This window comes from Salinimicrobium profundisediminis (assembly GCF_026241755.1).
Lineage (GTDB): Bacteria > Bacteroidota > Bacteroidia > Flavobacteriales > Flavobacteriaceae > Salinimicrobium > Salinimicrobium profundisediminis.
This window is the reverse complement of record NZ_JAPJDA010000001.1, coordinates 194,781-218,627: the sequence shown is the minus strand read 5'-3', so window position 1 is coordinate 218,627 and position 23,847 is coordinate 194,781. Positions and strand designations below refer to the sequence as shown.

At 42.0% G+C, this 23,847-nt stretch carries 19 protein-coding genes; 5 read left to right on the top strand and 14 right to left on the bottom strand.

The features are described from left to right. Entirely contained in the window at positions 1–1,356 is a 1,356-nt protein-coding gene (locus OQ279_RS00810) for an efflux transporter outer membrane subunit (RefSeq protein WP_266067921.1), read from the bottom strand. Positions 1,357–1,734: 378 nt separating this feature from the next. Between OQ279_RS00810 and OQ279_RS00805 the strand changes: the two genes are divergently transcribed. Then, positions 1,735–2,568, top strand: a complete 834-nt coding sequence (locus OQ279_RS00805) for a patatin-like phospholipase family protein (protein WP_266067848.1) — start codon at positions 1,735–1,737, stop codon at positions 2,566–2,568. A gap of 161 nt (positions 2,569–2,729) precedes the next feature. Here OQ279_RS00805 and OQ279_RS00800 read toward each other — a convergent pair whose 3' ends face one another. Both OQ279_RS00800 and OQ279_RS00795 read right to left on the bottom strand, forming a co-directional pair. Continuing rightward, positions 2,730–3,275 (bottom strand): lipid-binding SYLF domain-containing protein, encoded by a 546-nt coding sequence (locus OQ279_RS00800; protein ID WP_266067847.1) that lies wholly within the window; start codon positions 3,273–3,275, stop codon positions 2,730–2,732. A gap of 162 nt (positions 3,276–3,437) precedes the next feature. After that, positions 3,438–4,529 (bottom strand): glycoside hydrolase family 53 protein, encoded by a 1,092-nt coding sequence (locus OQ279_RS00795; RefSeq protein ID WP_266067846.1) that lies wholly within the window; start codon positions 4,527–4,529, stop codon positions 3,438–3,440. A 423-nt stretch (positions 4,530–4,952) separates the two neighbouring features. On the opposite strand from OQ279_RS00795, the gene OQ279_RS00790 reads away from it, so the two are divergent. Continuing rightward, positions 4,953–5,711: a hypothetical protein gene (locus OQ279_RS00790; RefSeq protein ID WP_266067845.1), complete on the top strand. Its 759-nt coding sequence runs from the start codon at positions 4,953–4,955 to the stop codon at positions 5,709–5,711. Positions 5,712–5,727: 16 nt separating this feature from the next. Here OQ279_RS00790 and OQ279_RS00785 read toward each other — a convergent pair whose 3' ends face one another. Beyond that, positions 5,728–6,489 (bottom strand): DUF481 domain-containing protein, encoded by a 762-nt coding sequence (locus OQ279_RS00785; RefSeq protein WP_266067844.1) that lies wholly within the window; start codon positions 6,487–6,489, stop codon positions 5,728–5,730. 222 nt (positions 6,490–6,711) lie between these two features. Here OQ279_RS00785 and katG point away from each other — a divergent pair, with 222 nt between their 5' ends. Then, positions 6,712–8,973 carry a catalase/peroxidase HPI gene (gene katG, locus OQ279_RS00780; protein WP_266067843.1) on the top strand — a complete coding sequence of 754 codons (2,262 nt, stop codon included), beginning with the start codon at positions 6,712–6,714 and terminating at the stop codon, positions 8,971–8,973. An 85-nt stretch (positions 8,974–9,058) separates the two neighbouring features. Here katG and OQ279_RS00775 read toward each other — a convergent pair whose 3' ends face one another. From OQ279_RS00775 to OQ279_RS00755, 5 genes are all read right to left on the bottom strand, one after another. Continuing rightward, positions 9,059–9,661, bottom strand: coding sequence for a superoxide dismutase family protein (locus tag OQ279_RS00775; RefSeq protein ID WP_266067842.1), 603 nt, complete (start codon positions 9,659–9,661; stop codon positions 9,059–9,061). A gap of 224 nt (positions 9,662–9,885) precedes the next feature. After that, positions 9,886–11,100 carry a bifunctional alpha/beta hydrolase/OsmC family protein gene (locus OQ279_RS00770; RefSeq protein ID WP_266067841.1) on the bottom strand — a complete coding sequence of 405 codons (1,215 nt, stop codon included), beginning with the start codon at positions 11,098–11,100 and terminating at the stop codon, positions 9,886–9,888. Positions 11,101–11,252: 152 nt separating this feature from the next. Continuing rightward, positions 11,253–11,993: a hypothetical protein gene (locus tag OQ279_RS00765; protein ID WP_266067840.1), complete on the bottom strand. Its 741-nt coding sequence runs from the start codon at positions 11,991–11,993 to the stop codon at positions 11,253–11,255. Between the two features lie 18 nt (positions 11,994–12,011). Next, positions 12,012–12,659 (bottom strand): hypothetical protein, encoded by a 648-nt coding sequence (locus OQ279_RS00760; protein ID WP_266067839.1) that lies wholly within the window; start codon positions 12,657–12,659, stop codon positions 12,012–12,014. 155 nt (positions 12,660–12,814) lie between these two features. After that, positions 12,815–13,690, bottom strand: a complete 876-nt coding sequence (locus OQ279_RS00755) for a diacylglycerol/lipid kinase family protein (RefSeq protein WP_266067838.1) — start codon at positions 13,688–13,690, stop codon at positions 12,815–12,817. Between the two features lie 64 nt (positions 13,691–13,754). Here OQ279_RS00755 and OQ279_RS00750 point away from each other — a divergent pair, with 64 nt between their 5' ends. Continuing rightward, the gene (locus OQ279_RS00750; RefSeq protein ID WP_266067837.1) at positions 13,755–14,717 is read left to right on the top strand and encodes an App1 family protein phosphatidate phosphatase; all 963 of its coding nucleotides are present in this window, start codon (positions 13,755–13,757) and stop codon (positions 14,715–14,717) included. Between the two features lie 39 nt (positions 14,718–14,756). Here OQ279_RS00750 and OQ279_RS00745 read toward each other — a convergent pair whose 3' ends face one another. The 3 genes from OQ279_RS00745 to OQ279_RS00735 form a co-directional block, all read right to left on the bottom strand. Beyond that, positions 14,757–16,112 (bottom strand): M28 family peptidase, encoded by a 1,356-nt coding sequence (locus OQ279_RS00745; RefSeq protein WP_266067836.1) that lies wholly within the window; start codon positions 16,110–16,112, stop codon positions 14,757–14,759. A 195-nt stretch (positions 16,113–16,307) separates the two neighbouring features. Continuing rightward, entirely contained in the window at positions 16,308–16,574 is a 267-nt protein-coding gene (locus tag OQ279_RS00740; RefSeq protein WP_266067835.1) for a YtxH domain-containing protein, read from the bottom strand. 144 nt (positions 16,575–16,718) lie between these two features. Further along, on the bottom strand, positions 16,719–18,935 hold the full coding sequence (locus OQ279_RS00735) for a bifunctional alpha,alpha-trehalose-phosphate synthase (UDP-forming)/trehalose-phosphatase (protein WP_266067834.1): 2,217 nt from the start codon (positions 18,933–18,935) through the stop codon (positions 16,719–16,721). Positions 18,936–19,030: 95 nt separating this feature from the next. On the opposite strand from OQ279_RS00735, the gene OQ279_RS00730 reads away from it, so the two are divergent. Next, positions 19,031–20,848, top strand: coding sequence for a glycoside hydrolase family 15 protein (locus OQ279_RS00730; protein WP_266067833.1), 1,818 nt, complete (start codon positions 19,031–19,033; stop codon positions 20,846–20,848). Here the strand turns inward: OQ279_RS00730 and OQ279_RS00725 are convergent. Together OQ279_RS00725 and OQ279_RS00720 are read right to left on the bottom strand one after the other, a co-directional pair. Continuing rightward, on the bottom strand, positions 20,796–21,863 hold the full coding sequence (locus tag OQ279_RS00725) for a mechanosensitive ion channel family protein (protein WP_266067832.1): 1,068 nt from the start codon (positions 21,861–21,863) through the stop codon (positions 20,796–20,798). The genes OQ279_RS00730 and OQ279_RS00725 overlap by 53 nt on opposite strands. 123 nt (positions 21,864–21,986) lie before the next feature. Then, positions 21,987–23,807: an acyl-CoA dehydrogenase FadE gene (locus OQ279_RS00720; RefSeq protein ID WP_266067831.1), complete on the bottom strand. Its 1,821-nt coding sequence runs from the start codon at positions 23,805–23,807 to the stop codon at positions 21,987–21,989. Positions 23,808–23,847 lie beyond the last annotated feature (40 nt).

The window sequence follows — 23,847 nt, the reverse complement described above, 5'->3', positions numbered from 1 at the left end:
TTAAAGGTCGGTTTCTTGTGGATTTTCAAAGGCTCCTGCCAAAGCCCTGTATAGTCCTATACGTATTTCAAGTAGCTCCTGCTCTCCTTCAAGCATTTCTCTTTCTAATTGTTGTTGTTCATCAAGTGCCAGTAGTACATCAAGATACGGACTTAATCCGTTCAAAAATTCTATTCTTAACTGCCCCGATGTTTTGGTAGACAGTTCAAGCCTTCGCTCGAGTACCTCCAGTCTTTCTCTTTGCTTCTTTTCCCGGAGCAGCGCATTTTCTACTTCTTCAAAAGCGATAAGAACAGCCTGCCCATATTCATAGAGTAGCTGATTTTTAACCGCTTCTGCACGGTCTACTTCGGCCGATAATCTTCCGCCATAGATAAGCGGCGCCAGGAGGTTTCCTGCCAGGCTGTAGGTCCAGTTTTCAAAAAGATTGCTTACATTCTCAGCCCGAAAACTGCCACTGGCATCAAGAGAGATCACCGGGAATTTGCTTCTTACGGCAAATGCCATCTCCCTGTCGGCAGCCAAAACAAGGTTGTAAGCCTGCTGTAGATCGGGCCGGCGACGAATGAGTTCCAGGGGTAGGCCAGTCTGCGGAAGTGGTGGCAGGGCGGGTAGCATTCCATTTCTTAAATATGTTGCGTTCTGCGGAGGGCGACCCAGCAAAACCAAGAGGCGATTCTCTAATAATTCGAGATTTGTTTCATAAAGAATTTTTTGATCACGGGTGCTTTCCAGCAACTGTTCCTGTCGTAGAATGTCTACCGCACGTATCTGGCCGCCCGCAAACCGTGCACGAATCAGCTTTACGATATCTTCATTGGTATTTATTTGTTCTTCTACAAGCTCCAGTTGCTTTCGGGCAGTGAGGAGTTGGTACCAGGTATTGGCAATCCCGGCCGAAATAGTCATGGCAGCAGCCCGGTAGTCGTAAAGAAAAGCTTCAGCAGTATACTTTTCAGCCTGTACCCCGGCGCGAACCCGCCCCCATAGATCCAGTTCATAAGAAGCGGCAAGACCGGTTTGTAATTGTAAATCTTCAGAAAAATTTTCACGACCCCTGTCTTTTGCAACTCCTGCAAAGGCATCTATCTGCGGAAAAAGAAAGGATTTTTCCCTTTTTACAACTGCGAGAGAAGCCTGGTATTCCTGCCAGCTTCCAGCAAGTGATAAATTCTCCTGAAGCCCCTGTTGTACAAGGGAATCAAGAACAGGGTCTTCAAAACTGCGCCACCATTCATCTGGCACGGGAACTGTTCCTGAAACTGTAAATGCTTCAGGTTGAGGAATGGGGGCTTCCTGGGGTGCGATCTTAGGCGTGCACGAGGAAAGGAGTAGGAGAAATGAGGAAACAGTTATCTGAACCCAACCCGCAGATAGAGTTTGAAAACAGGCAGGGGAACTATATTTGATAAAGTTTGGCTTCAGCTATTCTTCGTATTTAGGTTAAAATTCCAGTCTTAATCTGTGATTTACAGCTTTAAAGAGGAAGAATTCTAAAGTTACAGCTTTTTTATTTGCATACAATAGTTTAGCGAGGTGTCAAAAATGGCATTTTTGGGAGGTGATCTTTTTACTTCTGAAATCTTCCAGGTATTAACTTTTGGATTGAGTTTTAAAGAGCGGTGTCAGGTCTTTATTCCTGAAAGAGAATTTGGCAGGACCTTTTAATTATATCAAAAGAACAATTATCAAAAATAGTATCTTGCAGGCGTTGAACCACCTAAAACATAGCGCTTGAACTTATCGGAAATCTTTCCCTTCAGAAAAAAATACGAGTACAAAGTTGGGATTACCCTTAGCGGCGGTAGTGCCCGCGGTTATGCGCATGTAGGAGTGTTAAAAGCCCTTCACGAACACGGAATTGAACCACAAATCATTTCGGGTACCAGCATGGGTGCGGTTGTGGGGGTACTTTATGCAGCAGGATATTCCCCCGAAAAGATCCAGACCATCCTTACTGAAGAGACTTTCTCAAAAATGACCAATTTCTCCTGGAGGCGAACCGGACTTTACAAGTTGGAAAAAATGAAAGTGGCCCTGGAAAAATATATCCCTGAAGATGATTTTTCAAGCCTGAAAAAGCCATTTTACCTGGCGCTTTCAAACCTCAACAAGGGCTGTGGGGAAATGCGGAGTAGTGGAGCCTTGTTTGACTATATCATAGCCAGTTGCTCTGTTCCCGGTTTTTTTGCGCCTATAGTCCTGGAAGAGGGAAACTATGTGGACGGCGGACTCCTTTGCAATCTTCCTGCCTCGGCTATCAGGGAAAAATGCCGGTATTTGATAGGCTCTCACGTTAATTTTGCCGGCCCAAAAAGTGATTTTTCGGGTCCGCGCAGTATAATGGAGCGAGCCATCAACCTTGGAATCACCCAAAATACCAAACCTGAAATGGAATTGTGCGATGTGGTGATAGATCCTCCAAAAATGCAAAATTATACCCTTCTAGATTTCAGTAAGATTACAGAGATCATTAAAGTGGGATACGATCACACCGTGAAAATGATAGAGAACGGGGAGCTACCTGTAAAGCGGTTACAAACAGCAGCGCTTGACAGTGGCAGCTAATACTCGCTTTATTCAGGAGTAAACTTATTCAAATCATATACTTTTAAACGAAGAAAAGCTGCCTCAAAAACCCTTTTTTTCGCCACGCTCCATTTCTTATTTTGAGATTATGAGGTGTAAAGACTTTTGAGGCAGCTTTATATTTCTACTGAAAATATTTCCTACTGTACAGGATTAAATTCAAATCTTTGACCTCCAACCGAAATTCCGGCCATTGCACCTCCTTTAGGAACGGTTACTACGGCTACGCCATCTTTGAAGTTGAGGTCTTCAGAAAAACCTTTATCCAGGATCACTGCAGAAGCATTTGCTTCCAGTTTGTAACTTCCGTCCTTAAATTGTTCCAGGGCTTCATCAGTCTCAAAAAAGAGGACTTCTACAAAAGCTTTTCCTCCCAGTTGCAACCCCACATCTACCTGTTTTAGATCGGCGTAGCCTACAAGATTTCCGTTTTCATAAACTGCCCCGTTCCCCGAAGCTCCTCCAATAATATATGCGCCTTTACCAACGTTAGGGAAAATTGCATAGCCTGCAGCCTCGTCAAAATAACTGGTCATCATTGGAAATTCTCTTTCTATCATGGCTTTTTCCTGCTGGGCATCTGTAACCAGGTCATCACCGGTTTTTTTGGCCGATCCGCAGCTTGCTAAAACAAGTGCAAACAGTACCAGAAGGGTTGTATACAGATTTTTCTTAAGTACTCTCATTACTTTTTAATTTTAAAAGTTAGTATTCACTAATTTAGAGCACTTTCTTCTGAAGTAATGTTAATCTGTTGTTATTTTCATTGTATATCAGGAGGTTAAATATGAAAAAGGCGAATCGTAATAAAAGTTTGGCGTTTTTCTGAAGCATATAGCCTAAACCATTTATTGAAGATTAAAAACTTCCAGTACAGGCAGGGCTTTGTTGTTAAAATCAAATAGGGCCTGATTTTCCCAGGGAGATCCCTGTGTAGATTCTGCACCATTCCAGGCGACGAGTTCGGCACCCCAGTAAGAAAATCCGATGGCTGCGTCAGATCCTTTCAGCATTTGAACAATGGTTTCAAGATATTCTTTTTGTCCCTGTGCCGAAGCGGCATATCCCGGTATCAAATGCTCGTTAAGGCCTACGATGTTGCTGGTCCAGTCATTATAATCGAGGGTAAAAGGATAGGCTGTTTCTGCAATGACTACCTGGCGGTTGTACTTTGAAGCCAGAGAATTTATGCTGTTCTCTAATAGATCGAGGTCTTTGCCGTGCCAGATAGGATAGTAAGAAAGACCAATAATATCATAATCGATGCCTGCAACCTGCCCAAAAAACCAATCGGCATTGTCGAGTCCGGCGAAGTGGACGATGATCTTTGAATCGGGATGGGTCTCTCGCACAGCAGTTACTCCTGCTGCTACAAGCTCCAGAAACTGGTTGGGGTGCTTTGAAATATTTCCTTCCGGAAAAAGAATTCCGGAATTGATCTCGTTTCCTATCTGTATATATTCGGGCTTAATTTCTTCTGAAATCAGGACGGTATAATCATGCACCTGCTTTTTGAGAGCATCAAAAGAAAGATCTTTCCAGGCTTCAGGTTTTGTTTGATTTCCCGGATCAGCCCACGTATTGGAGTAATGTAAGGTGAGCCAGACAGCGAATCCTTTATTCCGAAGGGTTTGGGAAAACAACTTTACTTCTTCAAAACCAGAATGTCCCTGGGCAGGATCAATCCACAATCTAAGCCGCACCGTATTCACTCCAGATGCCTTTAAAATGTCTAAAAAATCCTCTTTTTGACCTGCTGTATTATAAAAAATGGTTCCGGCAGCATTGATTTCGGGAAAAGCCGAAATATCAACCGCCCTTACCGGCAACTCCTCTTCTGAAACGGGAGGTGTGGGTTCCGGACTTTTAGAAGTATCATCATCTTTGCTGCAAGCGGCGATAAATACTAATAATATGGAGAGGAAAAAGAGCTTTTTCATGATGGGAAATTCAGAATATAAAGATAGTATTTTTTGAAGGTCTCCCTGCCCATCAGGCGTCAGTAGAATTATCCTGAAAGCAGATTTTTCCGGAGAAATAAAGCTTAGGAATCACCTTTTTGAAGATTTTACTCGCTATCAAGAGCATTTTTGGCGCAAAAGGTTTCAGATTTTCGAAAACTTCAGGTATTTGATGCACTAAACATGCAATTGCAGTTTTTTAATTGGCTTCGGAAGATGCTTTTCTCGGATTAATTTCCGCAGGAAAAGAGGAGCTAAAAATGCCATTTTTGAAAGGTAACTTTCCGCAGGGATCTTAGAAAATTAAATACTGCTAAAACCGAAAGGGAAAGCTTCAAAACCTGTTGGTATTTTTTTACATCTCAGCCCGTTAATGTAAATTAGGAGGATTAAAACTGCAAAATGGGAACATTGTATTCTAAATTAATACTGGTGTTGGGAATTCTTTTGATCATTCCCCCACTACAGGCACAGGAAACCGAAGTGATGGTAAGGGTGAGGTCTAAAGACGCCAAATTTATTGGAAGCTCGATTGGAGGAGCCAGGATCATTATCAAAAACGCTGAAACCGGGGAGCTGCTGGCAAGTGGCATGACCAGTGGCAGCACCGGAGACACCCGGCTCATTATGCAGCAGCCCCATTCCAGGCATGAACGGCTAACCGACGAAAACACTGCAGGGTTCCTGGCGAAATTGAATCTGGAAGCACCGGTTTTTGTGACCGTTGAAGCTATTGCACCCTACAACAAGAAGCAGGCGCGGGTTACGAGCAGCACCCAGTTGTGGCTGCTGCCCGGCAAAGATATTACCGGAGATGGGCTTGTGCTGGAGGTGCCGGGTTTTGTGGTAGATATACTCTCTCCTCAAACCCATGAGCGGATAAGCAGCGAAAATGTAGAAATTAAAGCAAATGTGGTGATGATGTGTGGTTGCCCCATTACTCCCGGCGGCATTTGGGATGCAGATCAATACGAGATTACTGCCGTGCTAAGCAGTGAAGGCAGAGAAGTGAAAGAGCTGCAGCTTAAGGCAGGGGAGAAGCCCAGTACTTTTTCTACGGAAACTACACTGGAGCCGGGAATGTACGAGCTGCTGATTTATGCTTATGACAGCATGAGTGGCAATACGGGAGTAGACCAGCTGAATTTTATTGTTAAGTAGAAGGAGGCAAGAGCCTTTAAAAACCAATCCCTACCCCAATATTAAGGTCTGAGGTGTATTCTTCGGTCTTCAGTGGAGTTTTACTGTCATAGTAATAGTTATAAAGAGTAAATACCTTTAGCCAGGAAGACAGGGGAACATCAAGCCTGAATTGTTCCAGGATTCGGTAGTCACCCAGTTCTCTGTACAGCGGCTGATAATAAACAGTATTGGCAATAGAAAATTTTTGGGATTTTGGGGTGTACGATAAAGTGAGATATGTGCTGTTACGGTGATTATAATTAGTGGTTCCCGCCTGTTCGCTAAACTCCACTTCATACATATAGCTATTACCTGCATAGCCGGTGAAACGTTCTTTATCTACCCATTTCCACCGGAGTCCTGCTCCTATAAGGTTCCGTTGTTCTACCACCAGCAACTGGTTGTACTGCCCCTGTAAAAACGATTCTAATCTTAATAGGTCATTCAACTTATAATTAAACCTGCCGTGAAGGAACCAGGCATTTTGTAGGTTTCCCTCTTCGGAATCTATGACCTTATAGTTGCCCAGGAAAAAATAGATCTTCTTTAGGTCTTTCGATTTAAGCTGTGTGCTAAGCGCAGCATCAATTTGATTGACCTGTTCTCCATCATTATTGGTGTGGTTGAAAGAAAAATCGGCGTTGAGGGTAAACCTTATTGAGTCGGTCTGCATGCGTTTGGATTCAATGTTCACCAATTGTGCAGAAAGAATTGCCGGAGTAAGGCTGAAGATAATTAGGAAAAGAGCTCTTGTCATAGTAGACAAATTTATAAACATCTTTGGAACCTAAATAGAAGAATAAGTGAAAGTGTTTTACTATAGCTTCTTAAAATACCATAATTATTTTCTATGGGTAAATTTTTGTCCAATTATCGATTTTTTTGAGTGTGATTATCAATTTTTCCAATGGTTTCATGAAAGCTATAAGGTCAAATTATTGTATTTTTATATTCAAATATTAACTAAAAATCATTAAATATGGCACAGAACGAACACCGTAATTCTCCGGGTACTCACAAAGCCTGGGAAGTGAACGAATCCAGCAGATGTCCTTTCCTTGGGGGGGCGGTAGACAAAACTGCCGGAAGCGGTACTTCAAACCGCGACTGGTGGCCAAATATGTTAAACCTACATATATTAAGACAGCACTCCAATCTTTCCGATCCTATGGATGCGGATTTTGATTATGCCAAAGAATTTAAAAGCCTTGACTTAAAGGCTGTAAAAAAGGACCTGCACGAATTAATGACCGATTCGCAGGACTGGTGGCCGGCCGATTTTGGGCATTACGGCGGACTTTTTATAAGGATGGCCTGGCACAGCGCCGGGACCTATCGTATAAGTGATGGCCGTGGGGGCGCTAGTTCGGGTTCTCAAAGATTTGCACCGCTCAACAGCTGGCCAGATAATGCCAACCTTGATAAAGCCCGTCTTTTACTGTGGCCTATCAAACAAAAATATGGAAGAAAGATCTCCTGGGCCGATCTTATGATCCTTACCGGAAATGTGGCCCTGGAATCTATGGGCTTGGAGCCTTTTGGTTTCGCCGGGGGCCGGGAAGACATCTGGGAATCTGAAGAAGATATTTACTGGGGTTCTGAAGGAGAATGGGTAGGAAATAAAGAACGCTATGCCAAAGACAATAAACTGGAGCAACCTCTTGCAGCTTCTCACATGGGGCTCATCTATGTGAATCCTGAAGGTCCAAACGGAAATCCAGATCCGCTGGGTTCTGCACAGGACATTCGTGAGACCTTTGGCCGTATGGCAATGAACGATTATGAGACCGTAGCACTAATTGCCGGAGGGCATACCTTCGGAAAAACCCACGGGGCAGCCGATCCTGTAGAGCATGTAGGTGCAGAACCTGCAGGTGCCGATATTACTGAAATGGGATTGGGCTGGAAGAATAAATTTGGTACCGGAAATGCCGGAAGCACTATCACAAGTGGGCTTGAAGGAGCATGGTCACAAACTCCTACCAAATGGAGCAATTACTTCTTTGATAACCTCTTTGGTTACGAGTGGGAGTGTTATAGAGGGCCTGGGGGCGCATGGCAATGGAAACCAAAAGACGGGGCTGGAGAGGGAGTGATCCCCGATGCTCACGATCCTAACAAGAAACATGCACCCTTCATGTTAACTTCGGATATTGCTTTACGGGAAGACCCTGAGTATTACAAGATCTCGAAACATTTCCATGAAAACCCGAAGGAGTTCGCAGATGCTTTTGCCAGAGCCTGGTATAAATTGACGCACCGCGATATGGGACCTCTTTCAAGGTATCTTGGTCCTGAAGTACCTTCTGAAGAACTAATTTGGCAGGATCCGCTTCCAAAAGTAGATCACGAATTGATAGACCGTGAAGATATTGCTGAACTGGAGAAAAAGATCTTCGCTTCAGGATTAACTATATCTCAATTGGTTTCGACTGCCTGGGCATCGGCTTCTACGTTTAGAAATTCTGATAAGCGTGGGGGAGCCAATGGAGCCCGTGTTCGTCTTGCACCACAAAGACACTGGGAAGTTAATAATCCGCCGCAGCTTCAGGAAGTGTTGAATAAACTTGAAGAAATTCAGAAGCAATTCAATGAAGCTCAAAAAGGGAATAAAAAGATATCCCTTGCAGATCTTATCGTTCTTGCCGGAAATCTTGCTGTGAAAAAGGCAGCTAAAGAGGCAGGTTATGATGTGGGTGTTCCTTTTGCACCGGGTAGAACCGATGCTTTAGAAGAGCAGACAGATGCTGAAGCTTTTGAACCACTTGAGCCAAGAGCAGATGGTTTCAGAAATTATGTGAAGCAAAGTGAATATATTTCAACTTCGGCTGAAGAAATGCTGGTAGATAAGGCACAATTGCTTGCTCTTACTCCGCCAGAAATGACTGTGCTGGTAGGAGGAATGCGAGTACTGGGGGCTAATTATGACGGGTCACAGCACGGTGTTTATACCAAACGTCCCGGGCAGCTTACCAACGACTTTTTTGTGAACTTACTTGACATGACCACTACCTGGGCAGCCAAAGATGATTCTCAAAAAGTATTTGAAGGTCGCGACCGTAAGACTAAAGAAGTGAAATGGACGGGAACCCGTGTAGATCTTATCTTTGGATCTAACTCTGAACTTCGCGCCCTGGCCGAAGTTTATGCACAGAATGACTCAAAAGAGAAATTCGTAAAAGACTTTGTAAAAGCCTGGGATAAGGTAATGAGTCTTGATCGCTTTGATCTTAAAGATTGATAGAAGTTTAAGTGTTGATTTAATGCAAAGAGGCTGTCTTAAAATGGTTTAAGACAGCCTCTTATTTTTTTAGAATAAAAAAGATCTACATTTTGATCTCTGCGCAACCTATTCTGGTACCGGCATTTCCGCTGGGCTGTGAAGTATAATCATCTACTCCCGCGTGAACGATAACGGCTTTGTTCAAGATATTCTTTTTCTCATCATCACATCCTATACACCATTCATCTGTAGTGAAAGTTACACTACCTTCTCCATTAGAGTTTACATCAAAATTTCCGATATCACCACGGTGATATCCTCCTGCATCACCCCATTCTCCATGATCTTCAAATGTAGGATTCCAGTGACCTCCTGCAGAGGTACCATCTTCGGCAGAACAATCGGCGTTTTCGTGAAGGTGAATTGCGTGCATTCCTTCTTCAAGACCTGTAAGTTCGGCGGTCATAGTCACCTCGTCGTTTTCCTGAACAAAAGTGATGGTTCCCGAAACATTACTGCCGCTTCTTGGCTCCATTTGTAGTGTTAACTCATCCTGTACATAGGTATCACCAGGTCCTGCCTCTTCTTCTTGTTGAGTGAGGTTGGTGTGCTCATCAACACGTTCATCAGCGGTTTGATTCTCGTTTTTGCAACTGGTGAGCACTAAAGCTGCTGCCAAAACTGCAGATATTCCTATACGTTTCATATTAGTTAGTTTAAGTTAGTAACAATCGACTAAAATAGAATATGGACAATGGACAGCCAAAAATTTAAGGAGAGCTTAACACTGCGAGCAGTAAAGCTTCCCTCCCGAAATCTATTGCTCTTTCATAGAAAAACAGATTTCCCGAGGTCTCAAAACGCCTGTATTTCCTGAACTAAATTCTGATTTTCCTTTATGCCCACATTTCAGAATACATCTCCCTGATGTTATATTTTTCTAAGATGGGTGGTAATATTTACTTTATTGGAAAGGCTTCGGTGGACCGGACATTTATCGGCTATTTCCAGTAATTTTTGTTGCTGCTGTTCATCAAGGTTACCTTCAAGAACAATTTCCCTCTCAAAAATGTCAATTTTAGCCGTGTTTCTTTCACAGTTTTCACAATCTTCAGCATGAGTTTTCTTGTGGTCTACATGAGTTTCTACATTAACCAGAGGCCATTTTTTGCGACTGGCATACATTTGGATGGTCATAGAAGTACAGGAAGCAAGACCTGCTGAAAGGAGTTGATAGGGAGAAGGGCCAAAATCTTCTCCTCCAAAAGATTTAGGTTCATCGGCAGTGAAATAGTGCCTTCCTGCTCTCATTTGAGTGGTAAAACCTTCCTTGCCAAGGTTGGCTACTACCTGGTGGTCGGTTTTTAGCTCTTTATCTTCAGGGATTTCCAGGTATCGTGAGGCCCAGGAGGCAATTACATCTCCCGCATATTTTGAATCTTCATTATTGGTAAGTAAATGATCTGCACCGTCTAAAGAAAGAAAACTTTTAGGGTGCTTTACACTTTTGTAAAGGGTTTCGGCATTGCTGATATTAACCACCGTGTCTTGAGGAGAATGCATGATCAAAAAGGCCTTTTTGAGATCGCGGGCAAAATGACTGAGGTCATGGGTATTAATATCTTCAAGAAAATTTTTCTTAATCGTAAAGTTTCTGCCGCCTACGTTGACTTCGGCCACACCATTCTTCTCTATCTCATCAAGATTTGATCTCAGCAAATGTTTTACATGTACGGGAGAAGACGGAGCGCCAATAGTAACTACACTTTTTACAGAAGGCAATTTATTGGCAGCAAAGATCGCTGCTGCCCCGCCAAGGGAGTGACCTATAAGCATCTCGGGGGCTGCATATTCTGAAGCAAGAAAATCGGCAGCTGCCAGTAGATCTTCCACGTTTCCTGAAAATGTTGTATTTGCAAATTCGCCATCACTTTCACCAAGACCCGAAAAATCAAAACGCAGTACCCCGTAACCTTTAGCCGATAAAGCCCTGGCAATATTCTTTACCGCAAAGAAATTCTTATTGCAGGTAAAACAATGGGCAAATAGCACATAGCTGTGAGGGTGCGTGTTTAAAGGAAGTTCCAGATAACCTGAAAGCTCCAGACCGTCAGAATTGGTGAAGCTTATCTTTTTGTAGTTCATAGGTGAAAAATCAAATTAAAAAAAGGCTTTTAAAAAGCAGTTCAGGATTCCATTTGTACACTGGAGATCCCATAAAGGTTTCTCGAGATTCTTTAAAATATGGAATACTTATAACTTTTTAAAAGCCCTTGTCTTCTTACAGATTCTGTTTACTATCTGCGATACTTGGTTCTATCAAATTCTCCTCTGTCATAGAAAGAGTCGTCTTCAGGAATTGTTCCGCTGGAGCGGCGATCGGAGTATTTTCCGCTTTCATTGCCTGTAAGGGCATCACGGTCGCGGTCTACGCTTCTGCTATCACTATCAGCAATACTTCCGCTTCTACCGGCTATTTTTCCTTCTCCGTGATGATCTTTATCGCGATCTCCTTCTCTCATTCTTCTTCTTTCCTCATCCAGATCATTATTGCGATCTACAGTTCTGTCATTGTCACGATCATAGTTGTCATCCCTGTTATAAGATTCTAAGACAACTATTTCATAATCACGGTCAATGTCATAACCTTTTTCATACCTCTTGGTTTCTGCAAAAGTGCGGTGGTCAATTTTGTCTGTATATACAAACTTGTCATCCACGTTTAATCTTGCAAGCCCTATAGGCAGGATGAGGTGATTTTCACCTTCCTTGTTTATGAACTCATGAACATTGCCAGATGCCGGTTTCCCGTAAGGATCGTGGTTAGCTTCAATAATGGTTTTATCCACTTCAACGTCCAGATACACTACTCTCCTTTTTTCTTTGCTTACCAGGAGGTTGTCTACCTTTCCTACCACTCTGTTGTCCACATCTTTGACGGGCCAACCCCTTACATCGGGATCGTCACTATCCACTTTAAAATCGGAAAGTTCGTTGAGGTAATATAAATGCTTTTTATTTTCTTTTCTATCTGTCATAATCTCTCTTTTTTATTTTTAGCTCATTTTTCTTAAAACATCACCTGCCTCATCAAAGAACTCCTTGACCTGGTCTTTCTGTTCCAGGGTTGGGGTAGAGGTATTGATGTCTTGTGCTGCAGTTTTTACTTCATTAACATCGTCGGAAAGATTTGGATATTTTTCCTTTTGCATCTTTTCGATAATGTTTGCCAGTTTAGTTCCGGCTGTTTTTATCTTGTCTGCGTGGGTCAATGCCATAGGATCTTGCTGTATTTGTTGAGCATCCTGTTTTACAGCCTGCATGTCGGCACTAATGTCATAATTCATTTCATCAGCTTTTGCCTGTACTGCATTCATAAGGTGAATGATAGCCTTATTGGTATACTCATGGTCTATACCCATTTTGCTTTCATCTCCAATGTAAGCCAGGTAACCAGATACTCCTCCTGTTCCGGAAAGTGTATCCCCGGTATTTTCCCATCCTGTGGTGTCGGTTTGGTCATCCCAGGTGGTGGTTTCAGCATCTTCCTCCCAGGTGGTTTCTTCTACCTGTTCGGTTTGTACATCATCCAAATCGTTGTCGTCATCGGCAAATACTAAAAAGTATAAGATTGCCAGGATAACAAGAACCAGGATGATCCAGGGCCAAATTGGTTTTTTCTTTTCGATCTTGATCTCTGCCATAATTCTTCTTTTTTTTATTAGTTAGATTGATCTCTAAATTACTGATTTTGAAAGCTATTTTAATTAATGGCAGCCTAAAGTATTGTTAATTAAGCATTAAAAGAGCAAATTAATTGCATTAATGCCAGTGTAGAAGAAGATAGATGAAAATATTTTTACGGAACTGCAATTTTAATCTTGATGGGAGAGATTCGTGCAGTTACTTCTTTAACGTCTCCCCGGTACTCTCCGTCAATTTGGAAAGGGATATTTTTTTGGCTGTAAATGCGGGTCTCTACTGCTGAAATAATTTCAAGGAAATCTTCATCGATTTCTACATTTTCCCTGAAGGTTTGAAGAATTTGAGGGATGTTGAATTCTTTAAAGATGAGGATCTCGAATTTACCGTCGTCGTACCTGCCGTTTGGGTTGATCTTAGATCCTGTTCCGTACTTTTTTGCATTGGCCACAGCGATGAGCACAGCTTTACGGGAAATTTCCTTACCGTCTACTTCTATATTAAACTGAAAAGGGAAATCGCTTTTAATTAGGGTAGGTATAGACTGTATGAGATATCCCAGCTTTCCGCGGATATTTCCTTCCTGATAATTTTTGATTAAAGCTGCATTAAGGCCAATGTCACTAATATGAAGGCATAGTTCATCATTGATGAGGATGGCATCTATTAATTTAAACTTTTCTCCCAGGGCAATGCGGGTTAATTCGGCATTATTCCTGTCCAGGTTGAGGTTTTCGGCAAGCCCGTTAGCAGAACCGGCAGGAAAGATCCCAATGGGAATGGAATCATCAGTAAGTAGCTCTGCAATCAATTTAATCGTACCATCACCTCCTACCGATATTATACGCTGAGGGTCGTACTCTTCAATGACAGAAAATAAAGCTTCTTTATCCCATTTTCCGGAGGTATAATAAATTTCGAGTTCAAGATTTCTCCCCGACACCTGCTTTTCTACTTCTTCAACAATGTCAGATTTATCTTTTCCTCCCGAAATAGGATTAACAACCATTAAAACCCTGCTAAATTCGGCCATTTTATTGAGCTTGTGCTCAAAAATAAGTAATTTGGGAAGGAATGGCAGTTAAAAATAATGTAATATGAAGCTAGACATAAAGCTTTATCGCGGCTATGTAAATGATCAGGAATTGGTAGTCTTCGGCCATGTTTTTAAATCGTGGGCACCAGATAAATATGAAATAGACCGCAGGGGTTACAGACATGCCAAATCTGTTTATAAAATGTTTACCATCAGCCCCATCAAAAATGCCACTATCCAGTTGAATTTTAAAGAGCTGGAAGTTGTTACCAAAACTACAGATGACGGTTACTTCAGGTTTAACCTTCCGTATAATAAATTTTTAGAGAGCGGCTGGCATGAGTATTCAGTTTCCTGTAAAATAGGGGAAAAAGGGGTGGTTGAGCGGGGGGAGCTGCTGAAGCCTTTCAAAAGTAAACTGGGAATTATATCGGATATTGACGATACTTTTCTGATTTCCCATACCCAGAATTTTTTCAAGAAACTCTATGTAATTCTTACCCAGAATATTGATAACAGGGAAGTTTTTGATGATGTGGTGCCACATTACCGGGCTTTGAGCCGTGCAGGGCAGGAGGAAGGGCAGTTCAACTCTTTTTTCTATGTTTCGAGCAGTGAATGGAACCTCTACGAATTCATTCTGCAGTTTGCCCGGAAACATGGACTGCCAAAAGCCGTCATTAAACTAAAGAGTATCAAAACCGGTCTAGGGGATTTTCTATTTACCGGCAGGGGCGGGCACGACCATAAATTTATTAAGATAAAAGACATTATTTCTTTTTATCCTCAGCTTCAGTATGTGCTAATGGGAGATGATTCCCAGCAGGACCCTCACCTTTATGAGCGGGTCACCAAAATGTTTCCTATGAACATTAGGGCCATTTATATTCGGCAAACCTCAAAAAAACAAAAATCAAAGGTGAAAGAAGTCCTGGAGAACATTGAGGATCTTGGGGTGGCTACCTGCTATTTTGCCGATAGCGGAAAAGCCATTGCACATTCAAAAAAAATAGGGATCGTGTGATCCCTACTCAAAAATGACATTTTAGAGCATTATTTTTTATCAGAAAGTAGCCGATGGAAATACCACCACGCTTTCATTTCCGTTTTTTCCCACTGTTGAGACGCCAAAGAAGAAGTTGTCAATCACAATGCCTTTAAGAGTAAAATTGTCTACATCACCCACAAATCTTGAATGCTCCCACTGTGGCGCAGTAGTGTCTCTCCAGTAAACCTTGTAGCCGGCAACATTGTCTCCCACTACTTTTTCCCATTTTAATTTTGCTGAAGGTTCAACAATCCCACCAATAGCTACCTTTTTTGGGGCAGGAGGTGCCCAGGCAAGGCTGGCCATGGTAATTGCATTCACTGCAGTGAGTTTGGCAGCATAATAAAAGTTTACGTGCTCAATAACATCTCCATATTCAATGCCATTTTCGGTACGTATATCCTGGTGTTGCTGCGTGTATTTTTCGTGGGCTTCCATTATTCTGATTCCGGGGAAACCAAGATCGTTAAAAGGACGGTGGTGCCCACCACGGCCAAACCTATCCAGCCTGTAGACCATCATTGGGTTCATTTCGGGCATATAGGTTTGGGTAGTACGGTGTACATACCTTGCCAGTTGACGGGAAATACCATCTACTTCACCGCCATAGAACCTCCTCATATTCCGCTCCCTTTCAGTTTCGGTAGGAGGCACGGGTTCAGAAAAGATCCTGAAAGTGCGATTGTCAATAACGCCGTCTACTCCTTCAATGTTACCTATCATGTCATTGTTAAGCACTCCAATGATTTCCCAGCCTTTATCTTTTGCCATTTTTGCAAATCCGCGGCCGCCAAAAAGCCCTTGTTCTTCTCCCGACAAGCCCAGATAAATGATGCTGTTCTCAAAATCGTATTTTGAGAGTACACGGGCCGCTTCCATAACTCCTGCCATTCCGCTGGCGTTGTCATTGGCGCCGGGAGCATCTGTGGTAAAATCCATCGTATTGCTGGCACGGGAATCTATATCACCACTCATGATAATATACCGATTGGGATACTTTGAACCTTTTTGCACCGCAACTACATTTACCACCCATGCATCTTTTGGAACACGGTCATTTCCTTCTTTGGTGACAAAATCTTTTTGATAAAATACATCAAGACAGTCATTACAGTTTCTGGAAATTTCTTCAAAATCAGATTTTATGAATCGGCGGGCAGCACCTATACCGCGGGTATTAGAAACGGTGTCACTAAAGGTGTTCCGGGTGCCAAAACCTGCGAGGCGACGAATGTCGGCTTCAATTTCATTGGCCGAAACTTCTTCGATGATATCATAGATTCGAAGATCTACCTGTGGCGGGGCTACTTTTTGAGCATAAGTGGATAAACCGCAAAATAGTAGGGTGGCAAAAATGGCATTTTTGAACATAATTTTTTAAATTTCTAAAAGGCAAAATAGTGAAAATAGCGCAAAAAAAAGAGGCTGTTTTAAAGCCCCATTTTCGTTGATCTAAACCTGGTTTGTATCCCTTTTCTGATAAACAGACCTATAGGGATAGGTCTACAATTTTAGACAAACTTTTTATAGCATTTAAAGCAACCTCTTAGTGGTGCTAAGAAAAACTTAGTAGATGATCTTGTCGTCTCCATTCATTTCTGCCTCAAGCTTTTCCTGCTTTCCTTTTAATTTTGATTTTACAGAATCATACCTGTGGGAAAGATTATCGCTGAGATCGTTGTATTTGCTTTTTGCTCCATAAAGATATTCGTTACCTCTGTCAGCAATATCTTTACGGGTTTCAGATCCTTTTTTTGGTGCAAATAATAAAGCTGCTATGGCACCAACTGCGGCTCCTGATAGTATGCCTGCTAAAATTTTTCCTGTTTTCATGTTGAGTTTTTTCTAAATTGATAATGGTGTTATATCCAACTACTAAGATAGTCTATAAAGGTGATTTGCAGTAAATCGTTCAGTTAAGGTTGATTTAAATTAAGTAACAATTTTTGCTCATTATTAACAAAAAAAGTGAGCTTTTTAATGTGTTAGGCTCACAAACTGCTCCAGGAGTTCCCGTACTTCATCTACATCTTCAATGTAGTATTTGGCTTCAGTTTTGTTTCGTCCTACTTTCACGCTTACTGTTTGATCGGGGAGTTCGGTGAATAAATATTCGTCTGTCCAGTCATCTCCAATGGCAAATATGAAATCGTATTTTTCTACCAGTAGCTTGTTGGCTGCCTTGCCTTTATTGACACCGCTGTTCTTTATTTCAAGTACTTTATTCCCCTGTAGTACGGTAAGACCATGATTTGCAATCATGTCTTTAAGAACGGCAGATAGTTCATTGGCTCTAACTTCGCCCAGTTCGGGGTTAGCTTTTCTGTAATGCCAGGCAAGAGAGAAGTTTTTCTCTTCGATAAAAGTTCCGGGGGTGCGGTCTACATAAGTTTCCAGCACCGGTCTTACCGAGGCCATCCAGTTATTGTTGAGGTTCTCGGTGAGTTGCCACTTCTCGTTTACCGGCCGGTTCCATACCCCGTGTTCAGAAATTAATTCTATAGGAACATTTTTCCACCAGGTTCCCAGGGTTTCTTTATCTCTTCCGCTTATAAGAACTACGCGTGTGTTTTTTTGTTCTCCAAGGCGGGTAATCAACTCGAGCAGCTCAGGGTCGGGCATGGCTTCTTCGGGTTTATCGACAAATTTCCGAAGAGTTCCGTCATAATCTAGGAACAAAATGCGGCGCTGGGCTGCACTATACTTGTCAAAAAGGTCTTTTTTTACATTCTCTGAAAGCTGTATTGCCTTAAAAGCTTTTCTGGAACTTCTTGTTTCTTTCAGGCTTTTCATAAAATCTTTGGCCCATTTTTCTACGTTATATCTCTTAAGTCTCTTCTGAAGGATCTTGTTGCGGCGCACCTGCTCTTCTTCGGGCATTTCGAGAGCCATTTTAATGGTATCTACAATCTGTTCAAAATTATTCGGGTTGATGATAAGTGCCTCATTGAGTTCATGCGCTGCCCCCGCCATTTCACTTAAAATTAGAACTCCGGTTTGGTCTGTTCTTGTGGCGATATATTCTTTTGCCACCAGGTTCATCCCGTCACGGGTTGGGGTAATAAGCGCAACATCACTGGATGTATAAAGATCTATAAGATTTTCAAAGGGCATAGAACGGTAAAAGTACCATATAGGTGTCCAGTTGATAGTAGCAAATTTTCCATTGATGCGGCCTACCAGTTCGTCAATTTCCCTCTTTAAAAGCTGGTATTGCGGTACATTGGTCCGTGAAGGTACCGCCAGCATGATAAGTCTAACCTTTTCCTGATATTCCGGATACTTTTCAAGAAAATAACCAAAGGCTCTTATCCTGTTGGCTATACCCTTGGTATAATCCAACCGGTCTATAGAAAGTATAAGCTTTGTGTTGCGGGTCACGTATTTGTGGTAGTCCAGCTTTTTCTGAATATCTGAATTCTCACTTCGCGGCTGATTAAAATGTTCTTTTGCTGCGGTGCGGAACTTCTTATAATCAATTCCCATAGGAAATGAATCAGACCGTACGATGCGGCTTCCAATATTTACACTATTAAAGTTGATGTCATACCTAAGTATACGGTTTACAGAACGCAGAAAATGCCTTTCATAGTCGTAGGTGTGAAAGCCAATAAGATCGGCTCCCAGCATACCTTTTAATACTTCTTCCCTCCACGGCAGGGTGCGAAATACTTCAGAAGAAGGAAAGGGGATATGATTAAAGAATCCTATGGTAACCTTCGGGTTCTTTTTCCTGATGTACTCGGGCAGTAACAGGAGCTGGTAGTCATGCACCCACACTACATCATCATCATCGAGGTGCTCAACAACAGCTTCGGCATATTTTTCATTCACTTGTTTGTAGGCCTCCCAGTGGTCGGGCTGAAACTCTGTGTATTCCATAAAGTAATGGAACAGAGGCCATATTGTGCGGTTGCTAAAGCCGTAGTAAAATTTTTCAATTTCTTCGGTAGTCAAAGAAACAGGTACACAGGCTTGTTTCCTGGCTTCAGATTTCACTTCCTCTTCCAAACCTTCCGAAATATCTTCCGCAGCCAGTCCGGTCCATCCAATCCATATACTGTCTCCCTCCTGGTGAAAACTCTTAAGTCCCGTTGCAAGCCCACCAACGCTGGGTGTAACTTCTAATTTTTCATCTTCGGTAATATTTATTTGTAAGGGTAGGCGATTAGAGATAATTATTGTTTTGCCCATAGTAAATTTTAAGCGGGTTCTATCTTATTCATTTTGCTTAAATTTCCGAAATTTAAAATAAGTGCCCTACCTTTTTAAAAGAACTTTAAGACTAAATGAATACACTGGATTATGGATTGATAGGCAATTGTAAAAGTGCCGCATTAATATCGAAATCGGGCTCGCTGGAATGGTGTTGTTTGCCCAACTTTAATTCGGCTTCGGTTTTTGCAAAATTGCTCGACAAGAATAAAGGCGGTCATTTCTCTTTTGAAGTATCGCCCGAATATACTGTAACTCAAAAGTACCTTCGGAAAACAAATATTTTATGTACCACTTTTACTTCGGAAGCAGCAGCTTTCCAGGTAATTGATTTTATGCCCCGATACCGCGAGGAGGATGGAACTTTTTATACGCCACCCGATGTTGTGAGATATATTCACCTTCAAAAAGGGAAACCGAAGATTAAGGTCAATTATCAGCCCCGCCTTGATTATGCCCGTGAGGAAACCTTTACTGAAAATCACCGGTACTACCTGAAGAGCTTTACCAAAAAAGGGACCTATGACTCCCTCTATCTCTACACCAGCCTTGATCTTGACAGGGTGTTGAATGGGGAGGAAATCACTCTTGAAGATAATGCATATTTCTTACTGGGATATCATGAAAAACTGAGGGAACAGAATCTGGAAAGAGCCTATTTGAAATTCCAGCGCACCAAGACGTACTGGATGAACTGGAGCGAATCTACCACCAAATTTCCATTCTACGACGAAGCTGTAAATCGCAGTGCTCTTGTCTTAAAGGCTATGAGCTATCAAAAAACCGGGGCAGTGCTTGCCGCTGTGACAACTTCTTTGCCTGAAACTATCGGGGAAGTGCGTAACTGGGATTACCGTTTCTGCTGGATTCGTGATGCCTCTATGGTTATAAAGGTTATGACAAGCCTGGGCCACCGGGAATCGGCAGAAAGTTTCCTTCAGTTTATCATCGACCTTATTCCTAATAAAAATGAGAAGCTGCAAATAATGTATGGGATTAACGGGGAAAAAGAATTGACCGAACATATTCTTACTCATCTTGAAGGCTATGAAGGATCAAAGCCTGTTAGGATTGGGAATGCAGCCTACATTCAGAAGCAGAATGATATTTATGGTATTCTAATGGAGGTGATCTACCAGCAGTTCTTAAGGTTTGAAACCAGTCTTGGGAACAGTGAAGAACTGTGGACGATTGTTAGAGGGATTGTACGAATTGTTGAGGAACACTGGAAACAGCCCGATAAAGGAATATGGGAGTTTAGAACAGAAGAGCGACATTTTACCTTTTCTAAATTGCTGTGTTGGGTAGCAGTAGACAGGGCAGTAAAAATCGGGGAAATCCTTAGGAATGGGATTAATGACCAAAAGTGGAAAGACCTGAGACAGGAGATCTATGATGATATTTATCACCGGGGATGGAACGAGGAGGTACAGGCTTACACCCAATCTTATGGTTCTAAAGACTTAGATGCTTCTACCTTGTTAATGGAGAACTACGGATTTATAAAAGCTAAAGATCCACGCTATATAAGCACAGTAAAAGCGACTGAAAGAGAACTCAGCTATAACGGACTTTTATTCAGGTACAAGAACAAAGATGATTTTGGAACCCCATCATCGTCTTTTACTATTTGTACTTTCTGGTTTATAAACAGCCTTTACAAAATTGGAGAAAAGGAAAAGGCAATGAAAATGTTTGATCAATTGCTTTCTTACAGTAACCACCTTGGGTTGTTTAGTGAAGACCTTGATTTTAAAACCAAGCGTCTTTTAGGTAATTTTCCGCAGGCATATTCACACCTGGCGTTGATTGAGACGGCAATGAATTTTTCTCAGAATATTACTTCTGAGGCAAATTTGAAGGCCCTTCTTGACGAGGACGCTCTTCTTTAACTTCAAGACGTGTACGCGGCAGACTGTCGGGGAAGTTTTCCTGAATAAACTTCAGGAGATTTTCCCTGGCATACACCCGTAGGTCCCAGGCGGTAGGAGCATCTTTTGCACTCATTAATGCCCTTAGTTCCATGGTTTTTTCAGTAAGATCTGTCACCTGGATCACATCAACTTTTCGATCCCAAAGCTCGGTTGCATTTAAAAGCCGTGTCTGTTCCTCTCTTAACTTATCAATAGGAAGATCAAAGTCGGTATAAATATAGACAGTCCCCAGAATGTCCGATGAATTACGGGTCCAGTTTTGAAAGGGTTTTTCAATGAAGTAGGTGGTAGGCAGTACCAGCCGGCGTTTGTCCCAAATTTGTACAACTACATAAGTGAGTTTAATTTCCTCAATACGCCCCCATTCCCCTTCCACGATAACAACATCATCAATACGTATAGGTTGAGCTATGGCTATTTGAATTCCGGCGAATATGGTTCCAAACACTTTTTGTGCAGAAAGCCCCAGCACTATACCTGCAATCCCCGCAGAAGTTAGAATACTTACCCCAATTTCCTCTACCCCATCAAAAGTGAGGAGAGCTATACCAAGGGCAAAAAGAACAACAACAAAGATGGCTATCCTTTCTATTATGTTGAATTGGGTGTAAAATTTACGGGCACGAAGATTATTGGCCGTATTGACATCAAATTGTTTTAAAAATTGATTTTTGGCAATTCTTATAGCAACTACAATAAACCAGGTGAAACTGAAAATAAGCAGGATAGACCTTATTTGCTGGAATAAATCTATCTGGTTTTCATCTGTTATAATTTCCCTGTTTATGAGCCCTGCCTGAATTGCAACTGCAAGAAAGAGAACAATTATGGGAACCTTCAGGCGACTTGCAATATTGTGAGGTAGAATATTAGCAGGGTCTTTTCCAAGTTTCTTCAGTAGAAAGTGAACCAGGAAATAGAGAACCAGTAAAGCGACTAAAAAGATGAGAATATTCCTTGTTGTGTCTCCCATAGGATTTGTCTTTCCTTTCTTTTCAAGCTATAAAATGAAGAGGAAATAACCTGTTAAAGAAATAACAAAAGAAAAAGGCCGCCATTGGCGACCTTGATCAGATTTAATTGATGCAGAATTAATTTAGAAAGGATATTTATTCTCTCCAATTACTTTATCGGCAATCACCTTACGCAATTCTACGACGTTTGGCTGATTTTCATATTTTGTAAATCTTTTTAGTCCCATCAACATCATTCTTTGTTCATCACCTTCAGCAAAAGAAACAATTCCTTCTTTGGCTTTTTGATTAATAATGTCAACAGCGTGGTACAGGTACAATTTTGCCATCGCAATTTGCTCTTTTTGAGTATCGGCACCAAAGCGGTTCACATTTTTTTCAGTTCTCAAGATCGTGGATTCAGCCATGTAGATCTCTATTAAAATATCGGCAGAAGCCAATAACAACTGCTGGTGATCTTCCAGCTGAGGTCCAAATTTTTGAACTGCACTACCGGCAACCATCAGGAATACCTTTTTCAACTTTTTGACCATTTCTTTCTCTTCAGCAAAAAGTTCAGAAAAATCAGGTTTGTCAAAAGAGGGAATTCCAGTGAGTTCTTCTCCAACTTTGGTAGCAGGCCCTAAAAGATCAACATGGCCTTTCATAGCTTTCTTTACGAGCATCCCTACGCAAAGCATTCGGTTAATCTCGTTTGTACCCTCATAAATACGGGTGATACGTGCATCTCTCCAGGCAGATTCCATAGGAGCATCGGCCGAGAAGCCCATTCCCCCAAAGATCTGGATACCTTCATCGGTACAATTCTGAAGATCTTCTGAAGCTGCCACTTTAAGAATAGAACATTCAATAGCGTATTCTTCAACCCCTTTCAATTCGGCTTCCTGGTGGGAATTTCCTTCTTCCTGACGGATAGAAATCCTGTCTTCAATATCTTTTGCAGCACGATATGAAGCCGATTCCCCTGCGTAAGCTGAAGTTGCCATCTCTGCAAGTTTAGACTGTATCGCACCAAACTGGGAGATTGGAGTTTTAAACTGCACGCGGTCATTTGCATATTTTACTGAAGCATCAATAGATCTTCTCTGGGCGTCAAGACAGGCTCCTGCAAGTTTGATACGGCCCACGTTAAGGGCGTTCATGGCAATTTTGAATCCGTTTCCTCTTTCTGAAAGCATATTCTCTGCAGGCACTTTTGTCTCATTAAAGAATACCTGACGGGTAGAGGAGGAGTGGATACCAAGTTTCTTTTCCTCTTCCCCAAGAGAAATACCATTTGGATTTTCAGGATCATATTCCACGATAAATCCGGTGATATTTTTGTCATCTTCAATTCGTGCGAAGACGATCATCATATTGCAGAACCCGGCATTGGAGATCCACATTTTTTGACCTGTAATGCTGTAATACTTTCCGTCTTCAGAAAGAACTGCTTTTGTCTTTCCTGAATTTGCATCACTACCAGCTCCCGGCTCGGTCAATGCATAGGCCCCAAACCATTCTCCAGTAGCGAGCTTCGGAAGATATTTTTTCTTTTGTTCCTCATTACCATAGAGGGTAATTGGAAGCGTTCCAATCCCCGAATGGGCTCCAAAAGCAGTCGAAAATGATCCCGTAGCCCCTGAAATATAATCCACTACCAGCATGGTAGTTACAAATCCCATTCCCAGCCCGTCGTACTCTTCAGGAACTGAAACTCCCAAAAAGCCCATTTCCCCGGCCTTTTCCATTAACTCTTTTGTGAGGTCGTAATTCTTCTTTTCGAACTCTTCTCTCTTCGGCATTACTTCCCGATTCACGAACTCCTGTACCGATTCGCGCATCATTTTTTGCTCATCCGAAAAATCTTCGGGAGTAAAAATATCCTCTGCTTTTGTTTCCTTTACCAGAAACTGCCCTCCGCGAAGAAGGTCTTTTTTGTTGCTATCTGTTTGTGTGCTCATTTTGTTTTTTTTAGAACCTAGACTTCTAGAACCTAGAGTC

What these genes read in the sequence shown, in the direction of transcription:
- OQ279_RS00755 (WP_266067838.1), bottom strand. Translation starts at nt 13,690, where the DNA reads ATGGCCGAATTTAGCAGGGTTTTAATGGTTGTTAATCCTATTTCGGGA.
- OQ279_RS00720 (WP_266067831.1), bottom strand. Translation starts at nt 23,807, where the DNA reads ATGAGCACACAAACAGATAGCAACAAAAAAGACCTTCTTCGCGGAGGG.
- OQ279_RS00795 (WP_266067846.1), bottom strand. Translation starts at nt 4,529, where the DNA reads ATGAAAAAGCTCTTTTTCCTCTCCATATTATTAGTATTTATCGCCGCT.
- OQ279_RS00760 (WP_266067839.1), bottom strand. Translation starts at nt 12,659, where the DNA reads ATGGCAGAGATCAAGATCGAAAAGAAAAAACCAATTTGGCCCTGGATC.
- OQ279_RS00735 (WP_266067834.1), bottom strand. Translation starts at nt 18,935, where the DNA reads ATGGGCAAAACAATAATTATCTCTAATCGCCTACCCTTACAAATAAAT.
- katG (WP_266067843.1), top strand. Translation starts at nt 6,712, where the DNA reads ATGGCACAGAACGAACACCGTAATTCTCCGGGTACTCACAAAGCCTGG.
- OQ279_RS00785 (WP_266067844.1), bottom strand. Translation starts at nt 6,489, where the DNA reads ATGACAAGAGCTCTTTTCCTAATTATCTTCAGCCTTACTCCGGCAATT.
- OQ279_RS00765 (WP_266067840.1), bottom strand. Translation starts at nt 11,993, where the DNA reads ATGACAGATAGAAAAGAAAATAAAAAGCATTTATATTACCTCAACGAA.
- OQ279_RS00800 (WP_266067847.1), bottom strand. Translation starts at nt 3,275, where the DNA reads ATGAGAGTACTTAAGAAAAATCTGTATACAACCCTTCTGGTACTGTTT.
- OQ279_RS00790 (WP_266067845.1), top strand. Translation starts at nt 4,953, where the DNA reads ATGGGAACATTGTATTCTAAATTAATACTGGTGTTGGGAATTCTTTTG.
- OQ279_RS00770 (WP_266067841.1), bottom strand. Translation starts at nt 11,100, where the DNA reads ATGAACTACAAAAAGATAAGCTTCACCAATTCTGACGGTCTGGAGCTT.
- OQ279_RS00750 (WP_266067837.1), top strand. Translation starts at nt 13,755, where the DNA reads ATGAAGCTAGACATAAAGCTTTATCGCGGCTATGTAAATGATCAGGAA.
- OQ279_RS00725 (WP_266067832.1), bottom strand. Translation starts at nt 21,863, where the DNA reads ATGGGAGACACAACAAGGAATATTCTCATCTTTTTAGTCGCTTTACTG.
- OQ279_RS00745 (WP_266067836.1), bottom strand. Translation starts at nt 16,112, where the DNA reads ATGTTCAAAAATGCCATTTTTGCCACCCTACTATTTTGCGGTTTATCC.
- OQ279_RS00775 (WP_266067842.1), bottom strand. Translation starts at nt 9,661, where the DNA reads ATGAAACGTATAGGAATATCTGCAGTTTTGGCAGCAGCTTTAGTGCTC.
- OQ279_RS00740 (WP_266067835.1), bottom strand. Translation starts at nt 16,574, where the DNA reads ATGAAAACAGGAAAAATTTTAGCAGGCATACTATCAGGAGCCGCAGTT.
- OQ279_RS00730 (WP_266067833.1), top strand. Translation starts at nt 19,031, where the DNA reads ATGAATACACTGGATTATGGATTGATAGGCAATTGTAAAAGTGCCGCA.